Origin of the sequence: Sphingomonas alpina, from assembly GCF_014490665.1 — a bacterium.
Classification (GTDB): Bacteria; Pseudomonadota; Alphaproteobacteria; order Sphingomonadales; family Sphingomonadaceae; genus Sphingomonas; species Sphingomonas alpina.
Window position 1 is genome coordinate 4,603,938 of record NZ_CP061038.1, and the last position, 21,202, is coordinate 4,625,139.

The 21,202-nt window shown below is 63.8% G+C and carries 29 protein-coding genes; 11 read left to right on the top strand and 18 right to left on the bottom strand.

What is annotated here, in order from left to right:
* The first annotated feature begins 147 nt into the window (after positions 1 to 147).
* Both H3Z74_RS24790 and H3Z74_RS21515 read left to right on the top strand, forming a co-directional pair.
* Positions 148 to 942, top strand: a complete 795-nt coding sequence (locus tag H3Z74_RS24790) for a cold-shock protein (RefSeq protein WP_187761537.1) — start codon at positions 148 to 150, stop codon at positions 940 to 942.
* A 133-nt stretch (positions 943 to 1,075) separates the two neighbouring features.
* Positions 1,076 to 1,591 (top strand): thioredoxin family protein, encoded by a 516-nt coding sequence (locus tag H3Z74_RS21515; protein WP_187761538.1) that lies wholly within the window; start codon positions 1,076 to 1,078, stop codon positions 1,589 to 1,591.
* A gap of 1 nt (position 1,592) precedes the next feature.
* Here H3Z74_RS21515 and H3Z74_RS21520 read toward each other — a convergent pair whose 3' ends face one another.
* On the bottom strand, positions 1,593 to 2,426 hold the full coding sequence (locus tag H3Z74_RS21520; RefSeq protein ID WP_229726726.1) for a DMT family transporter: 834 nt from the start codon (positions 2,424 to 2,426) through the stop codon (positions 1,593 to 1,595).
* 49 nt (positions 2,427 to 2,475) lie between these two features.
* Entirely contained in the window at positions 2,476 to 4,068 is a 1,593-nt protein-coding gene (locus tag H3Z74_RS21525; protein WP_187764465.1) for a cisplatin damage response ATP-dependent DNA ligase, read from the bottom strand.
* Positions 4,069 to 4,117: 49 nt separating this feature from the next.
* Here H3Z74_RS21525 and H3Z74_RS21530 point away from each other — a divergent pair, with 49 nt between their 5' ends.
* Complete coding sequence (locus H3Z74_RS21530) at positions 4,118 to 5,038, top strand: metallophosphoesterase (protein ID WP_187761539.1); 921 nt, start codon at positions 4,118 to 4,120, stop codon at positions 5,036 to 5,038.
* Here the strand turns inward: H3Z74_RS21530 and H3Z74_RS21535 are convergent.
* The 4 genes from H3Z74_RS21535 to H3Z74_RS21550 all read right to left on the bottom strand — a co-directional run bounded on the left by H3Z74_RS21535 (position 5,019) and on the right by H3Z74_RS21550 (position 6,792).
* A complete protein-coding gene (locus tag H3Z74_RS21535) occupies positions 5,019 to 5,204 on the bottom strand; it encodes a DUF1328 domain-containing protein (protein WP_034157851.1) in 186 nt (61 codons plus the stop codon). The genes H3Z74_RS21530 and H3Z74_RS21535 overlap by 20 nt on opposite strands.
* 72 nt (positions 5,205 to 5,276) lie before the next feature.
* Complete coding sequence (locus H3Z74_RS21540; protein ID WP_187761540.1) at positions 5,277 to 5,774, bottom strand: Dps family protein; 498 nt, start codon at positions 5,772 to 5,774, stop codon at positions 5,277 to 5,279.
* Positions 5,775 to 5,880: 106 nt separating this feature from the next.
* Positions 5,881 to 6,447, bottom strand: a complete 567-nt coding sequence (locus H3Z74_RS21545; protein WP_187761541.1) for a TMEM165/GDT1 family protein — start codon at positions 6,445 to 6,447, stop codon at positions 5,881 to 5,883.
* 9 nt (positions 6,448 to 6,456) lie between these two features.
* Complete coding sequence (locus tag H3Z74_RS21550; RefSeq protein ID WP_187761542.1) at positions 6,457 to 6,792, bottom strand: hypothetical protein; 336 nt, start codon at positions 6,790 to 6,792, stop codon at positions 6,457 to 6,459.
* 164 nt (positions 6,793 to 6,956) lie between these two features.
* Here H3Z74_RS21550 and rpmG point away from each other — a divergent pair, with 164 nt between their 5' ends.
* Positions 6,957 to 7,124 (top strand): 50S ribosomal protein L33, encoded by a 168-nt coding sequence (rpmG, locus tag H3Z74_RS21555; protein WP_034157855.1) that lies wholly within the window; start codon positions 6,957 to 6,959, stop codon positions 7,122 to 7,124.
* 355 nt (positions 7,125 to 7,479) lie between these two features.
* Here the strand turns inward: rpmG and H3Z74_RS21560 are convergent, their stop codons facing one another.
* Positions 7,480 to 7,842, bottom strand: a complete 363-nt coding sequence (locus H3Z74_RS21560) for a response regulator (protein WP_187761543.1) — start codon at positions 7,840 to 7,842, stop codon at positions 7,480 to 7,482.
* A gap of 39 nt (positions 7,843 to 7,881) precedes the next feature.
* Here H3Z74_RS21560 and H3Z74_RS21565 point away from each other — a divergent pair, with 39 nt between their 5' ends.
* The 3 genes from H3Z74_RS21565 to H3Z74_RS21575 are packed head-to-tail and all read left to right on the top strand — an operon-like array spanning position 7,882 to position 9,187.
* A complete protein-coding gene (locus H3Z74_RS21565; protein WP_187761544.1) occupies positions 7,882 to 8,151 on the top strand; it encodes a DUF3572 domain-containing protein in 270 nt (89 codons plus the stop codon).
* A complete protein-coding gene (locus H3Z74_RS21570) occupies positions 8,148 to 8,771 on the top strand; it encodes an HAD family hydrolase (protein ID WP_187761545.1) in 624 nt (207 codons plus the stop codon). The genes H3Z74_RS21565 and H3Z74_RS21570 overlap by 4 nt, the downstream gene beginning before the upstream one ends.
* Positions 8,768 to 9,187 carry an acyl-CoA thioesterase gene (locus tag H3Z74_RS21575; protein ID WP_187761546.1) on the top strand — a complete coding sequence of 140 codons (420 nt, stop codon included), beginning with the start codon at positions 8,768 to 8,770 and terminating at the stop codon, positions 9,185 to 9,187. Before H3Z74_RS21570 ends, H3Z74_RS21575 begins: the two co-directional genes overlap by 4 nt.
* A 21-nt stretch (positions 9,188 to 9,208) precedes the next feature.
* On the opposite strand, the gene H3Z74_RS21580 is transcribed toward H3Z74_RS21575, so the two are convergent.
* Complete coding sequence (locus tag H3Z74_RS21580) at positions 9,209 to 9,700, bottom strand: winged helix-turn-helix transcriptional regulator (protein WP_187761547.1); 492 nt, start codon at positions 9,698 to 9,700, stop codon at positions 9,209 to 9,211.
* 157 nt (positions 9,701 to 9,857) lie between these two features.
* On the opposite strand from H3Z74_RS21580, the gene H3Z74_RS21585 reads away from it, so the two are divergent.
* Entirely contained in the window at positions 9,858 to 10,172 is a 315-nt protein-coding gene (locus H3Z74_RS21585) for a CC_3452 family protein (protein WP_187761548.1), read from the top strand.
* Between the two features lie 58 nt (positions 10,173 to 10,230).
* A complete protein-coding gene (locus tag H3Z74_RS21590; protein ID WP_187764466.1) occupies positions 10,231 to 12,321 on the top strand; it encodes a RelA/SpoT family protein in 2,091 nt (696 codons plus the stop codon).
* A 658-nt stretch (positions 12,322 to 12,979) separates the two neighbouring features.
* On the opposite strand, the gene H3Z74_RS21595 is transcribed toward H3Z74_RS21590, so the two are convergent.
* The 8 genes from H3Z74_RS21595 to H3Z74_RS21630 form a co-directional block, all read right to left on the bottom strand.
* The gene (locus H3Z74_RS21595; RefSeq protein ID WP_187761549.1) at positions 12,980 to 13,663 is read right to left on the bottom strand and encodes an RlmE family RNA methyltransferase; all 684 of its coding nucleotides are present in this window, start codon (positions 13,661 to 13,663) and stop codon (positions 12,980 to 12,982) included.
* 13 nt (positions 13,664 to 13,676) lie between these two features.
* Positions 13,677 to 14,711 carry a Ppx/GppA phosphatase family protein gene (locus tag H3Z74_RS21600; protein WP_187764467.1) on the bottom strand — a complete coding sequence of 345 codons (1,035 nt, stop codon included), beginning with the start codon at positions 14,709 to 14,711 and terminating at the stop codon, positions 13,677 to 13,679.
* A gap of 299 nt (positions 14,712 to 15,010) precedes the next feature.
* The gene (locus H3Z74_RS21605) at positions 15,011 to 15,223 is read right to left on the bottom strand and encodes a hypothetical protein (protein ID WP_187761550.1); all 213 of its coding nucleotides are present in this window, start codon (positions 15,221 to 15,223) and stop codon (positions 15,011 to 15,013) included.
* Positions 15,223 to 15,381 carry a hypothetical protein gene (locus tag H3Z74_RS21610; protein WP_187761551.1) on the bottom strand — a complete coding sequence of 53 codons (159 nt, stop codon included), beginning with the start codon at positions 15,379 to 15,381 and terminating at the stop codon, positions 15,223 to 15,225. Before H3Z74_RS21610 ends, H3Z74_RS21605 begins: the two co-directional genes overlap by 1 nt.
* 7 nt (positions 15,382 to 15,388) lie before the next feature.
* Entirely contained in the window at positions 15,389 to 15,829 is a 441-nt protein-coding gene (locus H3Z74_RS21615) for a hypothetical protein (RefSeq protein ID WP_187761552.1), read from the bottom strand.
* Entirely contained in the window at positions 15,826 to 16,203 is a 378-nt protein-coding gene (locus tag H3Z74_RS21620; RefSeq protein WP_187761553.1) for a hypothetical protein, read from the bottom strand. Before H3Z74_RS21620 ends, H3Z74_RS21615 begins: the two co-directional genes overlap by 4 nt.
* A complete protein-coding gene (locus H3Z74_RS21625) occupies positions 16,200 to 16,622 on the bottom strand; it encodes an N-acetylmuramoyl-L-alanine amidase (RefSeq protein ID WP_187761554.1) in 423 nt (140 codons plus the stop codon). Before H3Z74_RS21625 ends, H3Z74_RS21620 begins: the two co-directional genes overlap by 4 nt.
* Positions 16,623 to 16,624: 2 nt before the next feature.
* Positions 16,625 to 17,002 (bottom strand): hypothetical protein, encoded by a 378-nt coding sequence (locus H3Z74_RS21630; RefSeq protein WP_187761555.1) that lies wholly within the window; start codon positions 17,000 to 17,002, stop codon positions 16,625 to 16,627.
* Positions 17,003 to 17,073: 71 nt separating this feature from the next.
* Here H3Z74_RS21630 and H3Z74_RS21635 point away from each other — a divergent pair, with 71 nt between their 5' ends.
* Positions 17,074 to 18,138: an acyltransferase family protein gene (locus H3Z74_RS21635; protein WP_187761556.1), complete on the top strand. Its 1,065-nt coding sequence runs from the start codon at positions 17,074 to 17,076 to the stop codon at positions 18,136 to 18,138.
* A 44-nt stretch (positions 18,139 to 18,182) separates the two neighbouring features.
* Here H3Z74_RS21635 and H3Z74_RS21640 read toward each other — a convergent pair whose 3' ends face one another.
* Both H3Z74_RS21640 and H3Z74_RS21645 read right to left on the bottom strand, forming a co-directional pair.
* Positions 18,183 to 18,992, bottom strand: a complete 810-nt coding sequence (locus tag H3Z74_RS21640; RefSeq protein ID WP_187761557.1) for a hypothetical protein — start codon at positions 18,990 to 18,992, stop codon at positions 18,183 to 18,185.
* Positions 18,989 to 20,911: a hypothetical protein gene (locus tag H3Z74_RS21645; RefSeq protein ID WP_187761558.1), complete on the bottom strand. Its 1,923-nt coding sequence runs from the start codon at positions 20,909 to 20,911 to the stop codon at positions 18,989 to 18,991. The genes H3Z74_RS21640 and H3Z74_RS21645 overlap by 4 nt, the downstream gene beginning before the upstream one ends.
* On the opposite strand from H3Z74_RS21645, the gene H3Z74_RS21650 reads away from it, so the two are divergent.
* Positions 20,903 to 21,181, top strand: a complete 279-nt coding sequence (locus H3Z74_RS21650) for a hypothetical protein (protein WP_187761559.1) — start codon at positions 20,903 to 20,905, stop codon at positions 21,179 to 21,181. The genes H3Z74_RS21645 and H3Z74_RS21650 overlap by 9 nt on opposite strands.
* Positions 21,182 to 21,202: the final 21 nt, after the last annotated feature.

Sequence of the window (21,202 nt, forward strand, 5' to 3'; positions counted from 1 at the left end):
ATTCCGACGAATTCATTCGCAGCACGGGTCTTTTTAGGCTAGACCGACTCGGTGGCACGATTGGTTTGGTGTCCGAAGACCTGCGCTTTTCGTCCGGCGCTCGGTTCTTGATAGGCGATTTGGGCGGACCGGGAAGACGAACAGGGCATGAGTTTCGATAAAGGACGCCGCGGGGATCGCGGTGGGCGTGGCCGCGACAAGCGTGATGGTTTCGGCGGCGACGATTTCGGTGGCGGCAGCAGCTTTGGCGGTGGTGACCGCTTCGGCGGTGGTGGCGACCGCTTCGGTGGCGGCGGCGGTGGCGGCGGTGACCGCTTCGGCGGTGGCGGCGGCGGTTTCCGCAGCGGCGGTGGTGGCGGCTTCGGCGGCGGTGGTGCCGGCGGCGGCGCAGGCCGCGGCATGCCCCCCCAGGTCGTTGGCGAAGGCACGGGCGTCGTCAAATTCTTCAATGGTCAAAAGGGCTTCGGCTTCGTCGTTCGCGATGATGGCGGCGAGGATGTGTTCGTGCACATCAGCGCAGTCGAGCAGGCCGGCCTGACCGGTCTGGCCGAAGGTCAGCCGCTCGGCTTTACCCTGGTCGATCGCGGCGGCCGTATTTCGGCAACCGACCTCAAGATCGAGGGCGAACCGCTCCCCGTCACTGACCGCGGCCCGCCGCGCGACCGTGACGCGGCGCCGGGCGGTGCACCGCGCGGTGGCGCCGGTGGCCCGCAGCGCGAGCTGACTGGCGAGAAGGCGACCGGCACGGTCAAGTTCTTCAACGCGATGAAGGGCTTCGGCTTCATTCAGCGCGACGATGGACAGCCTGATGCGTTCGTGCATATCTCCGCAGTCGAACGCGGCGGCATGACCAGCCTCAACGAGGGCGACCGGCTCGAATTCGAGCTCGAGGTCGATCGTCGCGGCAAATATGCAGCGGTGAACCTCACCTCGATCGCGTAAGCGCGACTCGAAGCGACAAGGGAAAAAGACCCGGCGGACCAGATGGTTCGCCGGGTTTTTCTTTGCGCCGGCAAAACTTTGCTCGGGCGGCAATACGGCACCGTGACGGTAGAATGGCCGCAAAGGAGCCCGTATGCGTTCGATCTTCGCTTTTTCCTTCCTTGCCGCGATGCTTGCGCCGGTCGCTCCCGCGACGGCGGCGACCGCGCCGCAATTGGCCATCACCAGCTTCGAACAGCTCGCCCGGCCCTTGCCGCTTCCTTATGATGAGCAGGCCGATGCGACCCGGCAAGTTGCCGTGGCCAAGGCGCGTGCAAGAGCGAGCAAGAAGCTGCTGTTGATCGATCTGGGCGGCAATTGGTGCCTCGACTGCCGCATCCTGGCCGGAGTCATGGACACGCCGCAGCTCAAAAGCTTTATCGATCGCCATTATGTGGTGGTCACGGTCGATGTCGGCCGATTCGACAAGAACCTCGCCATCCCGGCACATTACGGCCTGAAGGACCGGCTCGCCGGCGTGCCCAGCCTGCTGATCGTCGATCCGCGCGCTGACAGGCTGCGCAATGCGGGCAAGACCGCGGCGCTGGCGGATGCGCGCAGCATGACGCCGCAGGGCCTGGCCGACTGGCTGGCAGGTTGGGCGAAATAAGCTAGCCGGCGAGAATCAGCGCTGCGCCGGCCAATATTCCCAGCACACCGATCACCCGACCCCTTGAGACCGGCTCGCGCAAGACCAGGATCGAGATCACCAGGGCGGTGACCATGCCCGTCTCGCGCAACGCCGCGAGCGGTGCAGTCGGGCCGATCGCGAGCGCGTAGAGCGCCATGCCGTAGGTCAGGATCGACAATATGCCGGCGATCACGCCCGGCCGCCATTGCCGCTGCGCCGCGGTGAAAATGGCGCCGCGTGTGATGATGCCGAACATCACGACCACCACAGCGCCCATCTGCACGAACACCCAGACGATATAACTTGCGGGCGTCGGCGCTGCGCGCACGCCGATCGCATCGACCACGGTATAGGCGGCGATGAACAACCCGGTGAGCAGCGACCAGCCTAGTGCCTGGCGACCGATATGCTTGCCGGCGATCATCACGAACATGGCGATCCCGATCACCGCGATCCCGGCGACCTGAGCGATCGTCGCATGCTCGCCGAGCACGCCGATCGTCACCCCGGCGGTGATCAGTGGGGCACTACCGCGCAGTACCGGATAGACTGCCGACAGGTCACCGATCGCATAGGCGCGGACGAGGGAGTAAAGATAGAAAGCGTGAATCACTGCGCTCGCCGCGAGCCATTGCCACGCACCATGCGGCAGCGGCACGAACAAGGTCGCAGGCAACAACACCAGCGCACTGGTCCCGTCGGTCACCGCACGGCCCGAGGCCTTGTCCTTGCCGCCCTTGACGATTGCATTGACCACGGCATGGACCGACCCGGAGGCGATCATCAGAATCGAGGCTAGGGCGAGTGGCGGCACCGGTCGGCGGTGGCGGTACGGCGCGCTCGAAGCAAGTCGAATGCGCGCATCACACGATCAGCCGCTTCAGTCCCACCACCGTATCCGCCTCGGCCGCCGGCTTGTCGGTGCGGATCCGCGAGATCCGCGGAAAGCGCATCGCCACGCCGGATTTGTGCCGTTTCGATTCGTGGATCGAATCGAACGCGATCTCCAGCACCAACGTCTTCTCCACCTCGCGTACCGGGCCGAAGCGGTTGAGCGTGTGGCCGCGCACGAATTTGTCGAGCATCTTCAGTTCTTCATCGGTGATGCCCGAATAGGCCTTGCCGACCGGCAGCAGTTCGCCGTCTTCAGTCCAGCAGCCAAAAGTATAATCGCTGTAAAAGGACGATCGTCGCCCCGATCCGCGCTGCGCATACATCATCACGCAATCGGCGGTCAGCGGGTCGCGCTTCCATTTATACCACAGCCCGACGCGCCGCCCGGTGACGTAGGGCGATTCGCGCCGCTTGAGCATCACCCCCTCGATCGCCGCATCACGCGCGCCGGCGCGAATGCCCTCGAGCGCAGTGAAATCCCTGGCCTCGATCAACTGGCTGACATCGAAGCGTTCGGGGTCGAGGCTCTGCGCAAAGCGTTCGAGGCGCGTGCGCCGTTCGGTCCAGGGCCGTTCGCGCAAATCCTCGCCGCCGTCGAACAATATGTCATAAAGCCGCACGAACGCCGGATAGTCGGCGAGCATCTTGGCCGAGACGATCTTGCGTCCAAGCCGCTGCTGCAGCGCATTGAAACTGGCCGCGCCGCCCTCCTCAAGCGCGCCGCCCTGCGCATCGCCCTTCACCATCAGCTCGCCATCGACCACGCCGATGCCGGTGAAATCGCGCGCGACCTCCGGGAAGCTGGCGGTGATGTCGTCGCCCGCGCGGCTGTAGAGCCGGGTCGCGCCGGCGACATGGACGATCTGCACGCGGATGCCGTCCCATTTCCACTCGGCGGCATAATCGTCGAGGCTGACACGCAAGTCCTCAAGGGGGTGCGCCAGCATGAAGGGCCGGAATACCGGCACATCGGCCGCAGTCGGCTGTGCCCCGCGTCCCTCGGCCCAGTCGAACAGGGAGGCATAGGGTGGGGCAATGCCGTGCCACACTTCCTCGACCGCCTCGACATCGATGCCGAAAGCGGTCGCCAGCGCGGTCTTGGCGAGCCGCGCCGACACGCCGATGCGCAGCGCGCCGGTGGCCATCTTGAGCAAGGCGAAGCGCTCCTCGGCATCGAGCCGGTCGAGCATCGCGGCCAGCGCGGCCGGCGCATCCGATCGCGACAGCGAGTTGAGCGTATCGACCGCCTGGGAGATGGCGAGCGGGCCGCTCTCCTGGGGCGGAACCAGGGGCGTCGGCCAGAGCAGGGCGACCGTCTCCGCGCTGTCGCCGACATAATCGCGGCTCATACGGTACAGTACCGGATCGACCCGCGCCTCGATCAGGCCGCGAATCACGGCCGGCTTGACCGCGGGCAGGTCGAGATCACCGGTCAGCGCCGCCATTGCCCAGCCGCGATCGGGGTCGGGTGTGGCGATCAGATAGTCGCCGATCAATTTCAGCTTCGCGTTGCGCGACCGCGTGTAGATCAGCGAATCGAGAAGGTCGGCAAAGGCACGCATGACACGACAACGCATGGCGCATCGCGGATGCTCCCGCTAGTCAGGGGCGATGCGTAGAATATGCCTGTTTCTCGCCAGTCTGGTCCTGCTCTTGCTGGTCATAGCCTTGTATGGATTCGTGGAAGCGCGGCGTGACCCGCTGGTTCGGTACGCCGCCGTGCCGCTCGCCGACTGGCCGGTCGGTGCCCGGCCGGTGCGCGCGCTGCTGATCAGCGACGTGCATTTCGGCAATGCGACGATGGGGTCGGCGCGGCTGGCGCGGATTATCGATCAGGCGATGGCGCTGAAGCCCGATCTGATCCTGCTCGCGGGTGACTATATCGCCGGTCATGATGCGGAAACCGCGCGCCTTGCGGCCGCACCGCTTGCCGCTCAGCTGGCCCGGCTGCATGCGCCGCTCGGCGTTGTTGCCGTGCTGGGCAATCATGATCACTGGACCGATGCCGCAACCGTGCGGCGCACCTTGATGGCGGCCAATATCAGCGTCGTATCGAATGGCGCAGTCGCGCGTGGCCCGCTGGTCATTGGTGGCGTGGACGATCAGCTTTCCGGCCATGACGATATCCCGGCGACACTTGTCGCGATGGGAAAATTGTCGGGCGCGAAGATCTTGCTGGCTCACACGCCGGACATTGCGCGGGCGCTTCGACGGCTGACAGAGGGGAATACCACGACCACTCCCCGGATCGTCACCAAGGTCGATCCTCAGATCGTCTTTGCGGGGCATACGCATTGTGGGCAGATCGTCCTGCCCTGGCTCGGCCCGATCAAGACAGTAATCGATTCGCGCGAGAAATATCTTTGCGGCCCGTCATGGCGCGGTGCAGATCGCATTCTCGTGACCGGGGGTGTCGGTACCAGCGTTCTGCCGATGCGAATCGGTGCGCCGCCGGATATGTGGCTGGTAACGCTGGGGCCGCGAGATGCGGCCCCGGCGCCCAGGTCTCAGGTTAGTCGAGCGCGTTCTTGACGCCCTTGCCGGCGGCAAGGCCCATCAGCAGCAGTACGACGAACACCGCAATCGCGACGAAGAACAGGATCTTTGCGATGCCGATAAATGTACCGCCCAGGCCGCCAAAGCCCAGCAGCGCGAGGACGAGCCCGATGACGAGGAAAGTGATGGCCCAGCGGATCATGTGACGTCTCCTATTATCTGGAGGCGAAACGACCCGCCGGGCCACGTTGTTCCCATTTTTTGTCTTGCGACCTCAGGCGCCCCGACTTGCCTCGAACAGGAACCAGGCGCGCTCCTCGGCCTGGTCGGTCCAGTCGTCGAGAATGCCGCTGGTGGCATTGTCCTTTGCCGCGTCGACAATGTCCTTCGCCTCGCGCAGCGCCTCGACCAGTTTCAGATTATCCTCGCGCAATTCGGTCAGCATGTCGGCGGCGGCGACAAAGGCCTCGTCATTGTCCTTGATCGTCTGGTGCCGTGCAATGTCGCCGATCGAGCGAAGCGTGGTGTTCCCGGTCTTTCGCACGCGCTCGGCGATCGCGTCGGTTGTGCCGAGGATCTGCGTCGCCTGGTCGTCGAGCATCAGATGATAGTCGCGAAAATGCGGACCCGACACGTGCCAGTGGAAATTCTTGGTCTTGAGGTACAGCGCGAAGCTGTCGGCGAGGATGGCGTTCAGCGCCTCGGCGACCGACTTCGCGGCATTGGTCTTGATGTCGGTGGGGGTCTTCAGTGGTGCGGGGGGCGTTGCCATGCTCATATCCTTCGAACGTTTCGGTCGGGTCGTTGCGCCAACGATTCGATAGCCGAAATGCTCCCTCCCCGCACGATGAAGTTCGGCGATCACAGCAATCGAGTGATCAGATCAGCCGGATCGCACCCAGGCCGAGGATGATGCCGGTGATCAGGAACAGCACGCCGATCGTAAGGCGGATCGCGGTGAGCGGCAGCGTCTTGCGTGCCGCCTCGCCCGCCAGGATCGCGGGAATGTTGATCACCAGCGCGCCGATCGTCGCGCCGACCGCGGCCAGCACCGGCGAGGGGCTGCGCGCCGAAATGGCGAGGGTGATGAACTGGCTGCGGTCGCCGGCGGCGAGGATCGCGACTCCCAGCAGGCTGGTCATGAAGGCGCCGATCCGCCAGCCCGACAGCCGGTCGGGCGGCTTGATCGGGAACAGGGCCGACCCGCCGGCAGAGAGCAGCGCAAGCGCAAGGAACAGGTCGCGGGCATTGGGGGGCATATGCGGCCCGATCATCATTCCGCCGATCGCGGCGACGCCGTTGCCCGCGGCCAGCGCAATCGCGGTGGCGACGATGATCGTGCCGGGCCTGGCGAATCGGGTGGAGAGGATGGCGGTCAGCCACGGCGTCCGGTCGCTCGCCTGCGCCAGCAGCGCCGCGACAAAGGCGGCCATCAGCGCATCCATGGCGGTGGCTCAGCCGGTCAGGCGAACGGAGCAGGCGGCGGCATAAGTCGAACAGGCGGCGCCATCGGTCTCCTCGCTGTCCACTGCATCGCTGAGAATCGCCAGCCAGTCATGGATCAACGGCCCGCGCTCGCCGCGCGCCAGCGCTGATTCCAGCGCCTGGGCGACCGTGACGGCCGGATGGATGCCGCTGCGATAGGCAATGGAACGGATCGCATCGATCTCGTGTGCGATGTCGGCCGTATCGCAGGCCGACATCTGCGCGCCGATCAAACCGATTCGCGCTGCCAGTTCCGCCCTGATCGGGTCGTATGCCGGATATCCCCCACACTGTCTTTGCGCCATGGTCATGCTCCCTGCTTCGGAACCGACGCTGCGCCCAACATGGTAAACAGGGCGTTAAACAGGCTGCGGACTTGACATTCGAACGAGGCTCGGCCAATCGCCCCGGTCTGTGAGCGGCGGCGCGTCCGCCGCTTTTGCATTTTTATCGTACAGGAATCGGGCTCATGGCCAAGCCGACAACCGTCAAGATCAAGCTGCTCAGCTCGGCTGACACGGGCTTCTTCTATGTCACCAAGAAGAATCCGCGTACCAAGACCGAGAAGCTCAGCTTCAAGAAGTACGATCCCGTCGTGCGCAAGCATGTCGAGTTCAAGGAAACCAAGATCAAGTGACATTCGCTGCGGCGTAGCCGCGGCAATGTTATCCCCGGCGCAGGCCGGAACCCAGGGCCGCAGGGGTAACCCTCGCGGCTCTTGTCGTGTTCGCGGCGGGTGGGCGCACGCTACCTCATGCCCCCATTCGTCGGCGACTGCCTTTGTCTTTTTGCTTCCCCGGCGGAGGCCGGGGCCCAGTCGCGCCACACTCGCGGGGTGCGGGGCGCCTGTTTACTGGCGTCTCCCAACTGGGCCCCGGCCTCCGCCGGGGAAGAGGAAAAATACACCGTCGCAGGGGATGTCCGCCGAACGAGTCCGGTGCGACGTTAAGCGAGTTGGCCTGCCTCGCCCGCACCATCAAGCCCCGCCCGCTTCACAGCAGCGCAGTGACCTCGTCGATGAAGCGCGCAAGCGAAATCGGCTTCGACACATAGGCGTCGGCGCCGATCGCGCGAATTCGCTCCTCGTCCTCGCGGCCGGCATAAGCGGTCACGGCCATGACCGGGATCTTCTTCAGCGCATCGTCCGCCTTCAACTGGCCGATCAGCTCGAACCCGCTGACATGCGGCAATTGAATGTCCATCACGATCAGGTCGGGCGCGAACTCATGCGCTCGCGCAACAGCTTCACGACCGTCGCGCACGCCTTCTGTCAGGAATTCATGCGCACGGAGCAGGTCGCAGAACAGCTTTAGATTGAGTTCATTGTCCTCGACAACGAGCACCCTTTTTGCCACGCGACGCCCATCCTTCCATTCTCCTCCCACTGATAGGCAATGCGCGTGCCCGAGACAAATGAAGACGCCGAGGAACTGGCCTTGCGCGCGCTGGTATGGACGCTGGCCGAGCCGGAGCGAGCGATCCGCCTGCTCGACGTGACCGGCCTGCAGCCTGCCGACCTGCGCGCGCGCGCCAGCGAGCCCGCGGTCCTGGCAGCGGCGCTCGGCTTTCTCGAAAATCACGAGCCCGATCTGGTCGCCTGTGCCGATGGTCTTGGCGTTCCGCCCGCCGCCCTGGTGCAGGCCCGTGCGAGGCTCGAAGCATGAGACCGCTGCTGATCTGCGACTGCGATGAAGTGCTGCTGCACATGGTGCGCCATTTCGGCGTGTGGCTCGGCGAGACGCACGATATCGACTTCAGCCCCAATGGCGGTGATTTCTCGACCTCGATGAAGCGCCGCGACGGCAGCCCCGCCCCGGCGCGTGAGGAAATGTGGGCGATGCTCGATCAGTTCTTCCCCGCCGAAATGGATCGCCAGACGCTCGTGCCGCATGCGCGCGAAGCGCTCGCGACACTGGCGCAAGGCGCGGATATCGTCATCCTGACCAATTTGCAGGACCAGTGCCGCCAGCCGCGCATCGAGCAGCTGGCGCGCTTCGGCATCGACCACCGCGTCGAATGCAATCAGGGCGGCAAGGGCGGCCCGGTCGCACAGCTTGTCGCGGAGCACGGCAATCCTGTCACCGTTTTCGTCGACGATCTTGCCGTCCATCATGACTCGGTCGCGCGCCACGCGCCGCAGGTCCACCGGCTGCACATGATCTCGGAGCCGGCGCTCGCGCCCAATGTGCCGAAGGCGCCCGCCGCACATGCGCGGATCGATGACTGGGTTCAAGCCGAGGCATGGATCGCCCGGCGCTTCGCTGCTGGGCAACCGGCGGCATGAGGGACGGTTTCTCTTTCTCGACCCGCCTCAAGGTCCGCTACGCCGAGATCGATGGGCAGAAGATCGTCTTCAACTCGCGCTATCTCGAATATGCCGATGTCGCGGTGACCGAATATTGGGACTGGACCGGCATCGACGCGCTGCCCGAATGGCACAGCGCCGAGTTCAGTGTACGCCATACCGAGATCGATTATCTGAAGCCATTCAGATGGGGCGACGAGATCGAGGCATTTGTCCGGCTCGACCGGCTCGGCGGCACCAGCCTGACCAAGAAGTTCGATCTATGCCATGCGGTGACGGGTGAACTGCACTGCGCGATCCTGATGGTCAGCGTGAATGTCGACCTGGAACAGGGGCGCCCGGTGCCGTTTCCGTCGGCCATCCGTACCTTTCTCGAAAAGCTCGCCGCCAGCTGAATTCCCGGCGGCCGAGCCGCCTTATTCGGCGGCTTGTGCTTCGGAGGCGCCCGTCACCACATCCTCGGGCAGCGCCCAGAGCAAGTCCTGCTTGGTCAGGATGCGGCCGTCCCAGGCGCGCACGTCGATCGGCGCGATCGGACGCATGTCCCGCTCGTCGACCAGCACCGGCGTTGCCGGCATGCCGGTTTCCCAACGCTCGCCCCATTGCCTGAGGGCGATCATCGTCGGCAGCAGCGCCGATCCCTTGTCGGTCAATCGATACTCGATCTTGCGGCGATCCTCGGGTAGGGCATCGCGCTTCAGGATGCCGTGTTCGACGAGTCGCGCCAGCCTGTTGGCGAGGATATTGCGGGCGATACCCAGCTCAGACTGGAATTCCTCGAAATGATACAGGCCGTTGAATGCCGCGCGCAGGATGAGGAACGACCAGCGTTCGCCCATCGCTTCGAGTGCGGCGGGAAGGCTGCATTCGGCGAGATCGCGAAGAGGTTCACGCAGTTTTTGCTTCATGATCGTCCAGCCTAACCCATTTTCCCCACCATGCGAACGAATTCTCCATGTGAATTCTCCATGCGCCCGGGATTATCCGTTTTCAGTTGCAACCAGAAACCTAATATACTAGGTGGCGATTAGCAACCTAGTTGCTGCTTCATCCCCGGAGGAAAAAATGTCCCGCTTCGTTTCACTTGCCATCGCTCTTGCTTCCACCACGCTGCTTCTGCCCGCGACGGCGGCCAGCGCACAGGGCGCAGGCTATTACAACGCGACCCCGGTAACCGCGCCGGCCAAGCCCAACGTCATCACCAATGGCATGATGTGGAAGTGCGGCGACACGACCTGCACCGCGCCCAAGGGTTCGGCGCGCGACAGCATCGTGTGCGAACTGGTCGTCAAGCGCGTCGGCGCACTCACCACCTTCACGGCCAATGGCGCGGCATTCGATGCCGATGCGTTGGCTAAATGCAACTCCCGCGCCAAATAATCGGGGCCGGGCCTAGAATTTGTTGCAAAGCAGCAGCACCCGGCCCCATCTTGGCCGGGTGTTGCGGCAATATGAACTTATCGATCGCGTCCTGAGCTACGATCCCGATGCCGACGAGGCATTGCTCAACCGCGCCTATGTCTTCTCGGTCAATGCGCACGGCACGCAGAAACGGGCTTCGGGCGACCCCTATTTCAGCCACCCGATCGAGGTGGCGGGCATCCTGACCGAACTCCATCTCGACGATGAGACGATCGCCACCGCGATCCTCCACGATACGGTCGAGGACACGGTCGCCACGATCGAGGAGATCACCAGGATCTTCGGCCCTTCGGTCGCGCGGCTGGTCGACGGCGTCACCAAACTGTCCAAGATCGAGGCGCAGACCGAGAATGAGCGCGCGGCAGAGAATCTGCGCAAGTTCCTGCTCGCCATGTCGGACGATATCCGCGTGTTGCTGGTCAAGCTTGCCGACAGGCTGCACAATATGCGCACGCTCCACCACATCGCCAATCCGGACAAGCGCCGCCGGATCGCGAAGGAAACGATGGATATCTATGCGCCGCTCGCCGAGCGGATCGGCATGTATGAATTCATGAAGGAGATGCAGACGCTCGCCTTCGCTCAGCTCGAACCCGAAGCCTATCAATCGATCGACCGCCGCCTTTCGCAATTGAAGGAGGGCGGCGGGGACCGCATCGCCAAGATCGGCTCGGGGCTGAAGCTGCTGCTGTCGCGCCACGGCGTCGAGGCCGATGTTTCGGGGCGCGAGAAACATCCCTATTCGATCTGGAAGAAGATGGCCGAACGGCACATCAGCTTCGAGCAGCTCTCCGACATCATGGCGTTCCGCGCGATCGTGCCGAGCGTCGAGGCCTGTTACGAGGCGCTCGGCGTGATCCATCGCCGCTGGCAAATGGTGCCGGGGCGCTTCAAGGATTATATCTCGACCCCGAAGCGCAACGGCTATCGCTCGCTCCACACCTCGGTGATCCATGCCGACAATACCCGGGTCGAGATCCAGATCCGCACCGAGGAAATGCATGAAGAGGCCGAACTCGGCCTCGCCGCGCACTGGGCGTACAAGCAGGACAAGGTGAAGCCCGAAACTCAGGTCAGCTGGATCCGCGACCTGATCGAAATCCTCGACACTGCCGAATCGCCCGAGGAGCTGCTCGAACATACCCGCATGGCGATGTACCAGGATCGCATCTTCGCCTTCACGCCAAAGGGCGAACTGCATCAGCTGCCGAAAGGCGCGACGCCGATCGACTTCGCCTATGCGGTGCACACCGATCTCGGCGACCAGGCGGTCGGCGCGAAGATCAATGGCCGGGTCGTGCCGCTGCGCACCCAGATCGAGAATGGCGATCAGGTCCAGATCCTCCGCTCCAAGGCGCAGGAGCCGCAGGCCAACTGGATGAACTTTGCCATCACCGGCAAGGCGCGCGCCGCGATCCGCCGCCATCTGCGCCACAAGGAGCGTGAGGAAACCCAGGCACTTGGTCATAAAATCTATGACGAGATCGTCCAGCGCCTGCCCGCGCAGATCGCCGGCGATGCATTGGCGGCGGCGCTCAAGCGGCTGAAGCTCGCCGATAATGCTGCCCTGATGGAAGCGATCGCACGCCGCCGCATCACCGATGCCGAGGTGATGGAGGCATTGATGCCCGGCTCGGCGGGCGCGGATTCGATGCGCGAGTTGCCGCCGCAATCGAGCGCGATCTCGATTCGCGGCCTGACCCCGGGCGTCGCGTTCGATCTGGCCGAATGCTGCCACCCGGTACCCGGCGACCGCATCGTCGGCCTGCGCCGCCCCGACAAGGGGATCGAGGTTCATGCGATCGATTGCGAGAAGCTGGTCTCGGGCGATGACGCCGACTGGGTCGATCTCGCCTGGGGGGACAAGACCGAAGGGGCGACGGGGCGTATCCTGGTCGAGGTCAAGAACGAACCCGGCGCGCTCGGCACGATCGCGACGATCATCGGCGCGCAGAAAGCCAATATCGTCAATCTGCGGCTCGATAATCGCGACACCGGCTTCCACACCAACACGATCGATGTCGAGGTGCATGACGTCCAGCATCTGATGCGTGTCATCGCGGCATTGCGCGCAGCCGATGCGGTCAGCGCGGTCGAGCGGGTTTAGGGCTTACCCGATTCAATATCGATGCTGGTTCATGGCAGCATAGCGCCAGTCGGATTGCTGAGCGGCACCGGCGCGCTCTTTCTCATGACCAACAGCGACCGGCCGGGCTCTCCCTGTTCCCGACATAACAGGGAGCGTCCACTCCCTGTTATCGCGCCCGATCTCCCTGTTATTCGAATAACAGGGAGATCGCCTGCAAGCCTCTGAAAACAAGTCCCGATTTAAGAGGCGGTAGTCGATTAACAGGGAGAATGGCGCCAAAAAAGTCCTGGCGCGAAAAACAGGGAGTATCAGGGAGAAACAGGGAGTTCGCGTCCGCGCGGTCGTCAGCGAAGATGAGGATTCGCGCAGAGGCGCAGGGAATGCGGAGGGAGTCGTCTTTCCAGAGTGGGATGAGGTTTGATTGAACCACCTGGTCATTCCCGCGAAAGCGGGAATCCCGCTTCTTCTCAGTGCGGGGCAAGGCAGCGGGATACCCGCTTTCGCGAGTATGACGGAGAAAAGTCATCTGGCTCCAATGGTCAGAGACGACCGACCCGCCCGCACGTGCATCCGCGGTCCGGGAGCGAGGGCCATGCCGGACATGATCCCTGCGTCCTCCACGCTCTGCGCGAACTGTCGTACCGTGCCTTGATGCGCCAAGGCTGATGCGACCCGTCTAGCGCTCTTCCTCAACCGCACGCCGGCCCTTGAAGCCCTGCGCCACGACATACCATTCGGACGATCCCTTGCGGCTGGCGGGCGGCTTGGCGTGCTTCACGGTCGCGAAATTGCGTTTCATCTCGGCGACCAGGGCGGCATCGGCGCCGCCGGCGAACACCTTGCCGATGAACGCTCCGCCGGGCTCCAGCGTCTCGATCGCAAAGGCGAGGCCGGCCTCGACCAGCGCCATGGTACGCAGCGCATCGGTCTGCGGATGGCCGACGGTGTTGGCCGCCATGTCCGACAGCACCAGGTCGGGCGCGCCGCCCAGTTCCTCGATCAGCCGCGCCGGGGCGGCATCGGCCATGAAATCCATCTGCAGGATGATGACATTGTCGATCGGATCGACCGGCAACAGGTCGATCCCGACGATCGCCGCCTTGGGATTCTGCCGCCCGACCACCTGGCTCCACCCGCCCGGCGCGATGCCGAGATCGACGACGCGCTTCTTGCCCTTCACGAAACCGAATCGCTCGTCGAGCTCGATCAGCTTGTAGGCCGCACGGCTGCGATAGCCGTCGGCCTTGGCGCGCTTGACATAGGGGTCGTTGAGCTGCCGCTCGAGCCAGCGCGTCGATTGCGGCGTGCGCTTGCGCGCGGTCTTGACCCGGACGCGTAATCCGCCGCCGTCCTTGCTCATAAGGCGCCCTTGCTCACAATTTGTCTCCGCGCATCAGTCGGCGCAAAATGCCCTCGCGAATACCGCGATCGGCCACGCCGAGCCGTTCGGCCGGCCACAGGTCCATGATCGTCTCGAGGATCGCGCATCCCGCCACGACCAAGTCGGCGCGCTCGGTACCGATACAGGGCAGGGTGGCGCGTTCGCTCAGGTCCATGCGCGACAGATCTGCGCTGATCTTGCGCATCGACGTCGCCGGTACGATCAGCCCGTCGACCTGTGAGCGGTCGTAATGCGACAGGCCGAGATGCACACTGGCAAGCGTCGTCACTGTGCCAGAAGTGCCGAGCAGCCGCGGCCGGTCGATTCCGCGCGGCAAGCGGCTGGCGAATCCGGCAAAGCTTTCCGCGACCAGGCTGCGCATCCGGTTATAAAGCGCGAGCCGGCCCTCCGTACCCTCGGCATTCCCGGCATGTTCGGTCAGCGACACCACGCCCCAGGGCGCGCTGTGCCAGTCGAGCACGGTCGGCACGGTCGGCCGAGTGTCGACCAGCACCAGCTCGGTCGATCCGCCGCCGATATCGAAGATCAGCGCGGGGTCGTCGCCCGGCTCGATCAGCACATGACAGCCCAGCACGGCGAGCCGTGCCTCTTCCTCGGCCGAGATGATGTCGAGATGGATGCCGGTTTCGGCATAGGCGCGAGCGATGAAGTCCGGACCATTCTCCGCGCGGCGGCACGCCTCGGTCGCGACCGACCGCGCCAAGGTGACATTGCGGCGCTTCAGCTTGTCCGCGCACACTTTCAGCGCCGACAAGGTGCGGTCGATCGCCGCATCGCTCAGCCGTCCGGTCGCCGCGAGCCCTTCGCCCAGGCGCACGATGCGCGAAAAGGCATCGACCACGGCAAAGCCATCGCCTTGCGGCCGAGCGATCAGCAGGCGGCAATTATTGGTGCCGAGATCGAGCGCGGCATAATGCCGCGCCTCCGGCCAGCGCGCACGCGGCGCGGCCTGACCCTTGCCAGGGGCCGGCGCCGGACGGGCAGGATTCCCCTGCCGGTACGGCATTTTGGGCGACTGATCCCCCATGCCGTTCACACTCACCATTCTGTTCTGCCCGTCGCGGGTGCGAGATGCGCCCGTTCGGTGGTTGACGGCGATGCTAGCGCAGCATGACGGTAGCGGCAAGCGACCTGCCGGGATCGGCGATCAGTGTCGGTTGACACTGCCCGACCCGCCGCCTATCTCGCGGCCCGCTGTTGCCCCGTCGTCTAAAGGTAAGTTTTGGGCCGACTCAGCGAAATCAACAACTTAGCTTGCAAACATCGTGCGACATTGTTGTTCGCGGCGCGTTTCGTCGCACGGCGTTACACCGCTTCGAGGTCTTCAATCCGTCCGTCGATCTCCGCCAGTTTCGCGGCAAGCGATGGCGACATGGCGATAAGATCGCCCGTCACCGCCTCGTCGACCTTCACTTCGATTGTTTCGGACAGCGTCGCTGCATCCGAAATCGCCATCACGCGCGCGGTATTAAGCAGCACGCCCTGCAGACGGGCGGCATGGCGGCGATCGGCCGGCATCAGAATATCCCCAGAAAGCGCTTTGGCTTGACCGCCTGGACGGCCTTCTCGCGCCACGACTTGCACACGCGCAGGATGCCCTTTGTCCCGGCCTTGTCCGCGTTTGCCTTGTCCAGCTGCCCCGATTCGCGCACGCCAAACGCGGCGATCTCGCCCACGCTGTCGTCAGCGGGGAGCGGCGCGCCCGGTGTCGGGTTCAACATCCCCGACGCTTCCACCAGATCCTCGCACGGCACTGCAGGCGGGGTCAGCACGATGGGAGCCGGACACGCACAAAGCAGCGCGCATAGCGGCAGCAACATCAGGGCTCGCCACATTGGCGCCCTGGGCAGAATGTACGGCATGTTCGCCTTCCTTTGTTTGAACCTCGATCGCGACGATCTGGCGGCTATGTTCGACCTGCAGCTTGACCGTGTCCCGCGCCGCCCCGGCCGTCGCTGCGGATCCGGCCGCCTCGATCCGCGATGACGCCGCTTGCGTCTGCAACGCGCGCGGCCGGACGAACACGAACCACAGCACCGCGCCGATCGCGATCAGCGCGACGATGCCGGCGACGGCATAGGCGGCGATCCGCGCGCCCTTGGCTTGGGGAAGCTCGATCTTCATGCCGGTTCGCTTTCGTTCGCGGTCTTGACCGCGTTTGCCGCCGCCGCGCCTGCCACGGCAGCGGTCAGCACTTCGTCGCTGATCTCGAACTTGTTGCCGAAGAACTCACCGGCCAACCGCCGCCGCACCAGCAAGCCCGCGAATCCGGTCAGCACGATCAGCACGATCGCCAGCGCCGTTTCGCCAAGATAAAAAGCGAACTTCGCTTCGCCACGGACGATCCACAGCGCGAACCCGGCATAGGCCGTCATCGCCATGCCGCCAGTCGCCATCAGCACCAGCGCGGCACCCTTGCGGGCCTCCGCATCGCGCAGAGCCGCTACGGCCCGCCACGGGGCGCTCAGCGCGCGCCAACAGGCCGCCCGAACCGTCACGCCAGACCTTCCGCCTTCAGCCACCCGGCGACATCGAACGACGGGCACGCCTTGGCGACACCGGGCCAGTCACGGTGCCCCCGCACGACAATGCCGGGGTAGAGCCGCTTATAGTCCGCGACGATCCGTTTCATGGTCGCGCGCTGCGCGGGTGTCCGCGTGTCTTTGGGGACCTTGTTGTTCTTGTCGACGCCGCCGACATAGCAAATGCCGATGTTGCCGGTGTTATGGCCACCGGTATGCGCGCCGCGCGTCTGATCGGGCAGGGTCCGCACGGCCGTGCCATCCAGCTCGATCACCTGATGATAACTGACCTGGTTGAACTTCGCGATATCCCACTGGCTGATCGTGCCAGCCTTCACGTCGCGGCCTTCCGGTGTCGCCGCACAATGGATCGTCAGAAACTTCATCTGCACCATGGTCAATCCTCCGCATCGAGGGCCGCGCCTGCACGCTGCACGGCCAGTGAAAAATCCATTGGGAACGCCGCCGCCATGATCTGTTCGGCCCGCTGCAGCGCAGGGTTTGCCGGGTCGATCCGGATCAGCGCGGCTGACACGTGCTGGAAACACACGCTAAGCGCCCGGTTTTGCCCTTCCAGGCGAGCGACACGCTGTTCGAGCGTCAATCGATAGCCCTTCCAGCTACCGTCGAGCGAGGCATGCTCCGCGTCCAGCTGCGCCGCACGCTTATCGAGCCGCCCGGTGATCCAGTTCACCAGCCAGCGCAGAAAGTAGAGCGTCACACCAAGCCCGCCGCCAAACGAAGCGGCCGCCTTGATCTCATCGAGCCCGGACATCAGGCGACGTTCACACGCGCCGGATGGCGCAACGCATTGCTGCGATGGAGTCTGTAGGTATAAGGCCGCAAATGGATGAACCCGGATCGACAGAGGCGGCGACGATTGGACCGATGACTGGTCGATTGTACGAGCGATGGTCGCTGCTGGCCGGCGCTCGATTTCTGCTCGCATCGATCGTGCTGTTGACGCACCTCAAATTGTTCGCCGCCACATCGGGCGTCGTCGAGTTCATCGGAGGCGCCGCTTTCCAAGCCATCGCCGGCTTCTTGCTGATCAGCGGCTATTCGATCGGATCGTCGTACAAGAGCCGACGCGCGGGGTTCTACATCCGGCGCGTCGAGAGGATATATCCCGCCTACATCGGCGCGATCGGCCTGGCCGTCGCCGCTTACGGCTGGCCGGGCGCGAGCGTGTTCGCCATCAACCTCTTGTTTATGAACCAGCTGCTCACAAGCCAGTCGTTTCTCGGACCCGCGTGGAGCCTGTCGCTTGAAGTTTGGCTGTACGCTTTGACCCCGCTGCTCGCCTTGGCAAATGGCCGGCTGATATGGGCACTCGCCCTGGCCTCGTTCGGCGCTTACATTGTTTACCTGCCGCTGATCACGCTGATGCACCTGCCAAGCTTTTCTGGCCTTGGCTACGGGCTCAATCTGATCATGCTGTCGCATTTCTGGCTTTTGGGATTTATCGTCGCCACTCAGCCTAAACCAAGGCGCTCGTGCGCGATAATCGCCGGCCTTCTTGTTGCCGGTATTGGGCTGGCCTGCGCCATTCAATTTGGGTCGCGCTTCAAGAATGATCGGCTGTCCGACTTCTTCCTGATCGATACGCCGAGCTTCGTTTGGCAAGCGTGCGTTTTGGCCTTCGTCGTGGCATTGCTCTGGCTTATCGCGGCCGACAAGCTGCCGGCGCGCAAGTCGTCGCTTCTCGCTTGGATGGGCGATATCTCGTATCCTCTCTATCTCGTGCATGTCCCGGTGTTTGTGATCTTCAGCGGCGCCGGACTGGCCAGTGCTATGGCGCTCACGGTTGCCACATATGCCGTTGCCGCTGGCGTGATGTTCGTGATGGAGTACCCGATCAGGCAGATGCGCGGCGCGCTGCGTCCCCGCGCTATCGCTGGAGCGCAGTAGGTGGCTGCACTTGAGCGCATGGGCTGGTAGAGCGCGCGCTGACATCACTGGCCGCGCCCGCTCAGTAGAATATTCTTCGCCCTCAGGCCGAATTCTTCCATGCCTCTGAAGGCTTGGTTTTCCTCGCGTCGCGTCGGAACCAGATTGTAGAACGCCATCGCCGCAATCTCGCCACCGAAACAGACCTGCCCCACGCCGCCGCCGATTTTGATGGCGGTGCCGGTCGTGGAGAGAACAGCCGCTGGCAGCGTGTTGAGCGTCTCATTGACGCGCGTGTCGTCTCGAACGCGAACAGTCTGGCCCGCAGCTGCCCCTTCACGAGCTTCGGCAGCACCGATATTGATCGATGCGCAATAGACCCGGTAGTCGTTCGTATAGGGAGCCACGCCCCCCGTAGTGAAAGCGAGACGGGTAGGGGCGGCCTGATCGTCGTAAGCCGTAAGCTGAAAGTTGCCGAGCCCGCCGCCAGCGGCAAGATTGAAAAGACCGAAGGCTCCGCGGTTTGGACCGGTCAGCAGCGATTGCAGCCAGCGCCCGCTGGTCGTGATCTTCGCAAGGAAGAAGATTGCAAACGAGCCGGTGTACAGGAACGGGAGCGTGATCCCGTTCGTGGTGGAAGAGGTCAGCGTCCCTTTCGTGCCGTCGAAGGCCAGCCCGGCGACTGTCGCGTGGTTGGTCAGATAGCGATCGAGCAGTGTGGCTGAGCCGACGAGGTCGGTGAAATCGTAGAAGGCTTGCAGCCCGCGCTTCGGCATCAGGTCGAGTTCGACCAGGGCTCGCGCCCGGCGTCCAGCTGCCTTCGCCTTTGCTGCGAAGTCGGCCGACGGATCCGTCATGACCGGAATACTCGTCATGGCAGCACCTTTGTGGATGAGTAGATTGCCCAGGCAGGCGGAACTGACGTGTCGCGGATACAGCCGCGCGCGCCGAGGGGGCCGGAGCCGGCGTTCGCCACACCAGTCAGCGCGTAGCCGAAGTCGGGATAGGACACGGTGACGCGGTTGAAGCGGAGCAGCACGCTAGTGCCCGCGATCTTGGGCACACCGGCAATCGTGAGCGGGGTAACCGTATTGGTATCGGCAACCTCGAAGCCCCAAGCACCATTCGGGTCCGTCACCGTCACCGTGTCGGCCACAATCGCGCCTGACGGCGAGTAATAATTGATGACCGCAAAATCTGTGCCTACGGTGTGTTCGATCCCGATTTGATGCAATGGCCGGGAATCCCGCCCATACATCTCGGCATACAGGGTGCGCGCCACGTCCGATGCTCGCCGGATATAGCCCGCGCCGGCAGGATGGAGGCCAGTATTCGGCCCTTCATGGGTAATCTGATATTGTGGACCGACAAGGGTGAACAGGTCGGGGCGCTGGAAAAACGCCAGACGGTGACCGAGGCCGATACGCCCCACGACGCTCCGCACAGGACTGCCCGTCTGAGCGCCGACATAGGTCCAGTTGGCATTCTGGATAAGTGCGATTTTGGGCGCGCGATCCTGGCCCATGATCCTTTTGACTTGGCGCTGGATGCCTTCGGCGAAGATGATCAGCTTATCGGCATAATCGGAAATCATATATTCGGCGCTGGCGAGCGGGTTGCCCACAGCAGTAGAATAAGACTCGTCGTTCGTTCCCTCGGAGAAAAACACGAACGGTATAACCGCCCGCCCGCCCGCTGCGGCGACAAGGTCACGAAACGCAGTAATGATATCGACAAAGCGGACATTGTATGTCGCGCCCGGAAGGTGTGATCCGATGCTTGAGCCCGATTGTCCGGCGCAAGCCAGGAACAGGGGCGGCGCACCCGGGCCGGCCAGCGTGTAAAACGCCTCGCCAATGCTGGTCATTCCCGTCTCGACGACCTGTTCCTGCGCAGGCACGAGCGCAGTACGCGTTGAAGGGAGGATGCCACCATTGAACATCAGACTCTTGGCCGACACTGGCGTTGCCGGCGCTCCGCCCGATACGCCAACGCTCGTGCTGTCGCCGGTCGCGATCATCCCGTAGATTGTGGCGCCCGTCCAAGGACCGGTGACCATCCCCGGCTCGCGATCCAGAATGCCTTGCCTGTCTACAATGGCCACATCTGCCAGCCTAGAAAGGCGGCGCACCGGAAGGGATGCTACCAGATCGACAGCGTTCGCCAGCGACGTTGCTGCCGCCGTGGCGATATTCGCTTGCGCTGTGGCGGTCTCAGCCGCTGCGGGCGCGCGCAGAATGAAGGAAGCGGCACCGCCCAAATTTATGTCATTATAAACCGCATTGATCGCCGGCTGATTGGCATCCACTGCGACCAGGGCGACACGGATCGCGTAAAGTGCGGCCATGGTCCCGCCAAGCGCGTCCAGCGCCGTGATCTTGTCGCGAATGTCGTAAAGCCCAACGAGCGGTACAGCGATATCGGCGAGGGTCGTGATCTCGCCCGCTATCGCCGCGACCGTGCCGACCGTGTTGATGCCGGTGATGTTCGCATAGACCGCAAGCAGCTGAGGCTTGATACCGGCGACGATATCGATTTCCGCCGAAACATCGGCCAGCAGTTCAAGCGAAGTCGCGGTAACCGCATAAGCATAAAGCGATCCCCCGGCATCGAACCCCAACAGCTTGTTGAGACGCGATGCCTGTGTTGGCACGGTCAATCCTGTCTCACCGTGCACCACTTGGACCGCGCGCGCTTGCACATCGGTCAGGCGCGCATCTGCTTCCTGTGCAACCAGCGCTCCGCGATCAAGCTGCCGTTCCAGTTGGGCAGCGGGAATCGGATCGTGCGGCACAATCTCGGTCGGCTGTTCGATCGTCGTGACGCGCACCAGCTCGAAATCGTCATTGACCGGCCAGACCGCCGTCGCTGCGATCTTGCCCTCGCCGGCCGCGCCGTTCCCGGACAGGATATAATTCGTATCCGGCACCAGCACCGTGCGAACCCCGGTCAGCGCCGCGATATGCGTGACGACGACATCGGACGGATCGAGGAAATTGAACGGGATCGCTTCGACAGCCATAGCCGCACCCGGCTTGTAGCTGTGCGATACGTCGGTTGTTGAAACCGTCACCCGTCACCCTCC

Bases quoted from the DNA above. Each gene is read 5' to 3' on its own strand.
- H3Z74_RS24790 (WP_187761537.1), top strand. From the start codon at position 148: ATGAGTTTCGATAAAGGACGCCGCGGGGATCGCGGTGGGCGTGGCCGC.
- H3Z74_RS21605 (WP_187761550.1), bottom strand. From the start codon at position 15,223: ATGCCGGCCGATCGCCGCCATGCCGCCCGTCTGCAGGGCGTGCTGCTT.
- H3Z74_RS21540 (WP_187761540.1), bottom strand. From the start codon at position 5,774: ATGGCAACGCCCCCCGCACCACTGAAGACCCCCACCGACATCAAGACC.
- H3Z74_RS21625 (WP_187761554.1), bottom strand. From the start codon at position 16,622: ATGGTGCAGATGAAGTTTCTGACGATCCATTGTGCGGCGACACCGGAA.
- H3Z74_RS21585 (WP_187761548.1), top strand. From the start codon at position 9,858: ATGTCCCGCTTCGTTTCACTTGCCATCGCTCTTGCTTCCACCACGCTG.
- H3Z74_RS21535 (WP_034157851.1), bottom strand. From the start codon at position 5,204: ATGATCCGCTGGGCCATCACTTTCCTCGTCATCGGGCTCGTCCTCGCG.
- H3Z74_RS21640 (WP_187761557.1), bottom strand. From the start codon at position 18,992: ATGACGAGTATTCCGGTCATGACGGATCCGTCGGCCGACTTCGCAGCA.
- H3Z74_RS21570 (WP_187761545.1), top strand. From the start codon at position 8,148: ATGAGACCGCTGCTGATCTGCGACTGCGATGAAGTGCTGCTGCACATG.
- H3Z74_RS21525 (WP_187764465.1), bottom strand. From the start codon at position 4,068: ATGCGTGCCTTTGCCGACCTTCTCGATTCGCTGATCTACACGCGGTCG.
- H3Z74_RS21515 (WP_187761538.1), top strand. From the start codon at position 1,076: ATGCGTTCGATCTTCGCTTTTTCCTTCCTTGCCGCGATGCTTGCGCCG.
- H3Z74_RS21580 (WP_187761547.1), bottom strand. From the start codon at position 9,700: ATGAAGCAAAAACTGCGTGAACCTCTTCGCGATCTCGCCGAATGCAGC.
- H3Z74_RS21545 (WP_187761541.1), bottom strand. From the start codon at position 6,447: ATGGATGCGCTGATGGCCGCCTTTGTCGCGGCGCTGCTGGCGCAGGCG.
- H3Z74_RS21575 (WP_187761546.1), top strand. From the start codon at position 8,768: ATGAGGGACGGTTTCTCTTTCTCGACCCGCCTCAAGGTCCGCTACGCC.
- H3Z74_RS21630 (WP_187761555.1), bottom strand. From the start codon at position 17,002: ATGTCCGGGCTCGATGAGATCAAGGCGGCCGCTTCGTTTGGCGGCGGG.
- H3Z74_RS21530 (WP_187761539.1), top strand. From the start codon at position 4,118: ATGCGTAGAATATGCCTGTTTCTCGCCAGTCTGGTCCTGCTCTTGCTG.
- H3Z74_RS21565 (WP_187761544.1), top strand. From the start codon at position 7,882: ATGCGCGTGCCCGAGACAAATGAAGACGCCGAGGAACTGGCCTTGCGC.
- H3Z74_RS21615 (WP_187761552.1), bottom strand. From the start codon at position 15,829: ATGAAGATCGAGCTTCCCCAAGCCAAGGGCGCGCGGATCGCCGCCTAT.
- H3Z74_RS21635 (WP_187761556.1), top strand. From the start codon at position 17,074: ATGGATGAACCCGGATCGACAGAGGCGGCGACGATTGGACCGATGACT.
- H3Z74_RS21550 (WP_187761542.1), bottom strand. From the start codon at position 6,792: ATGGCGCAAAGACAGTGTGGGGGATATCCGGCATACGACCCGATCAGG.
- H3Z74_RS21600 (WP_187764467.1), bottom strand. From the start codon at position 14,711: ATGCCGTACCGGCAGGGGAATCCTGCCCGTCCGGCGCCGGCCCCTGGC.
- rpmG (WP_034157855.1), top strand. From the start codon at position 6,957: ATGGCCAAGCCGACAACCGTCAAGATCAAGCTGCTCAGCTCGGCTGAC.
- H3Z74_RS21595 (WP_187761549.1), bottom strand. From the start codon at position 13,663: ATGAGCAAGGACGGCGGCGGATTACGCGTCCGGGTCAAGACCGCGCGC.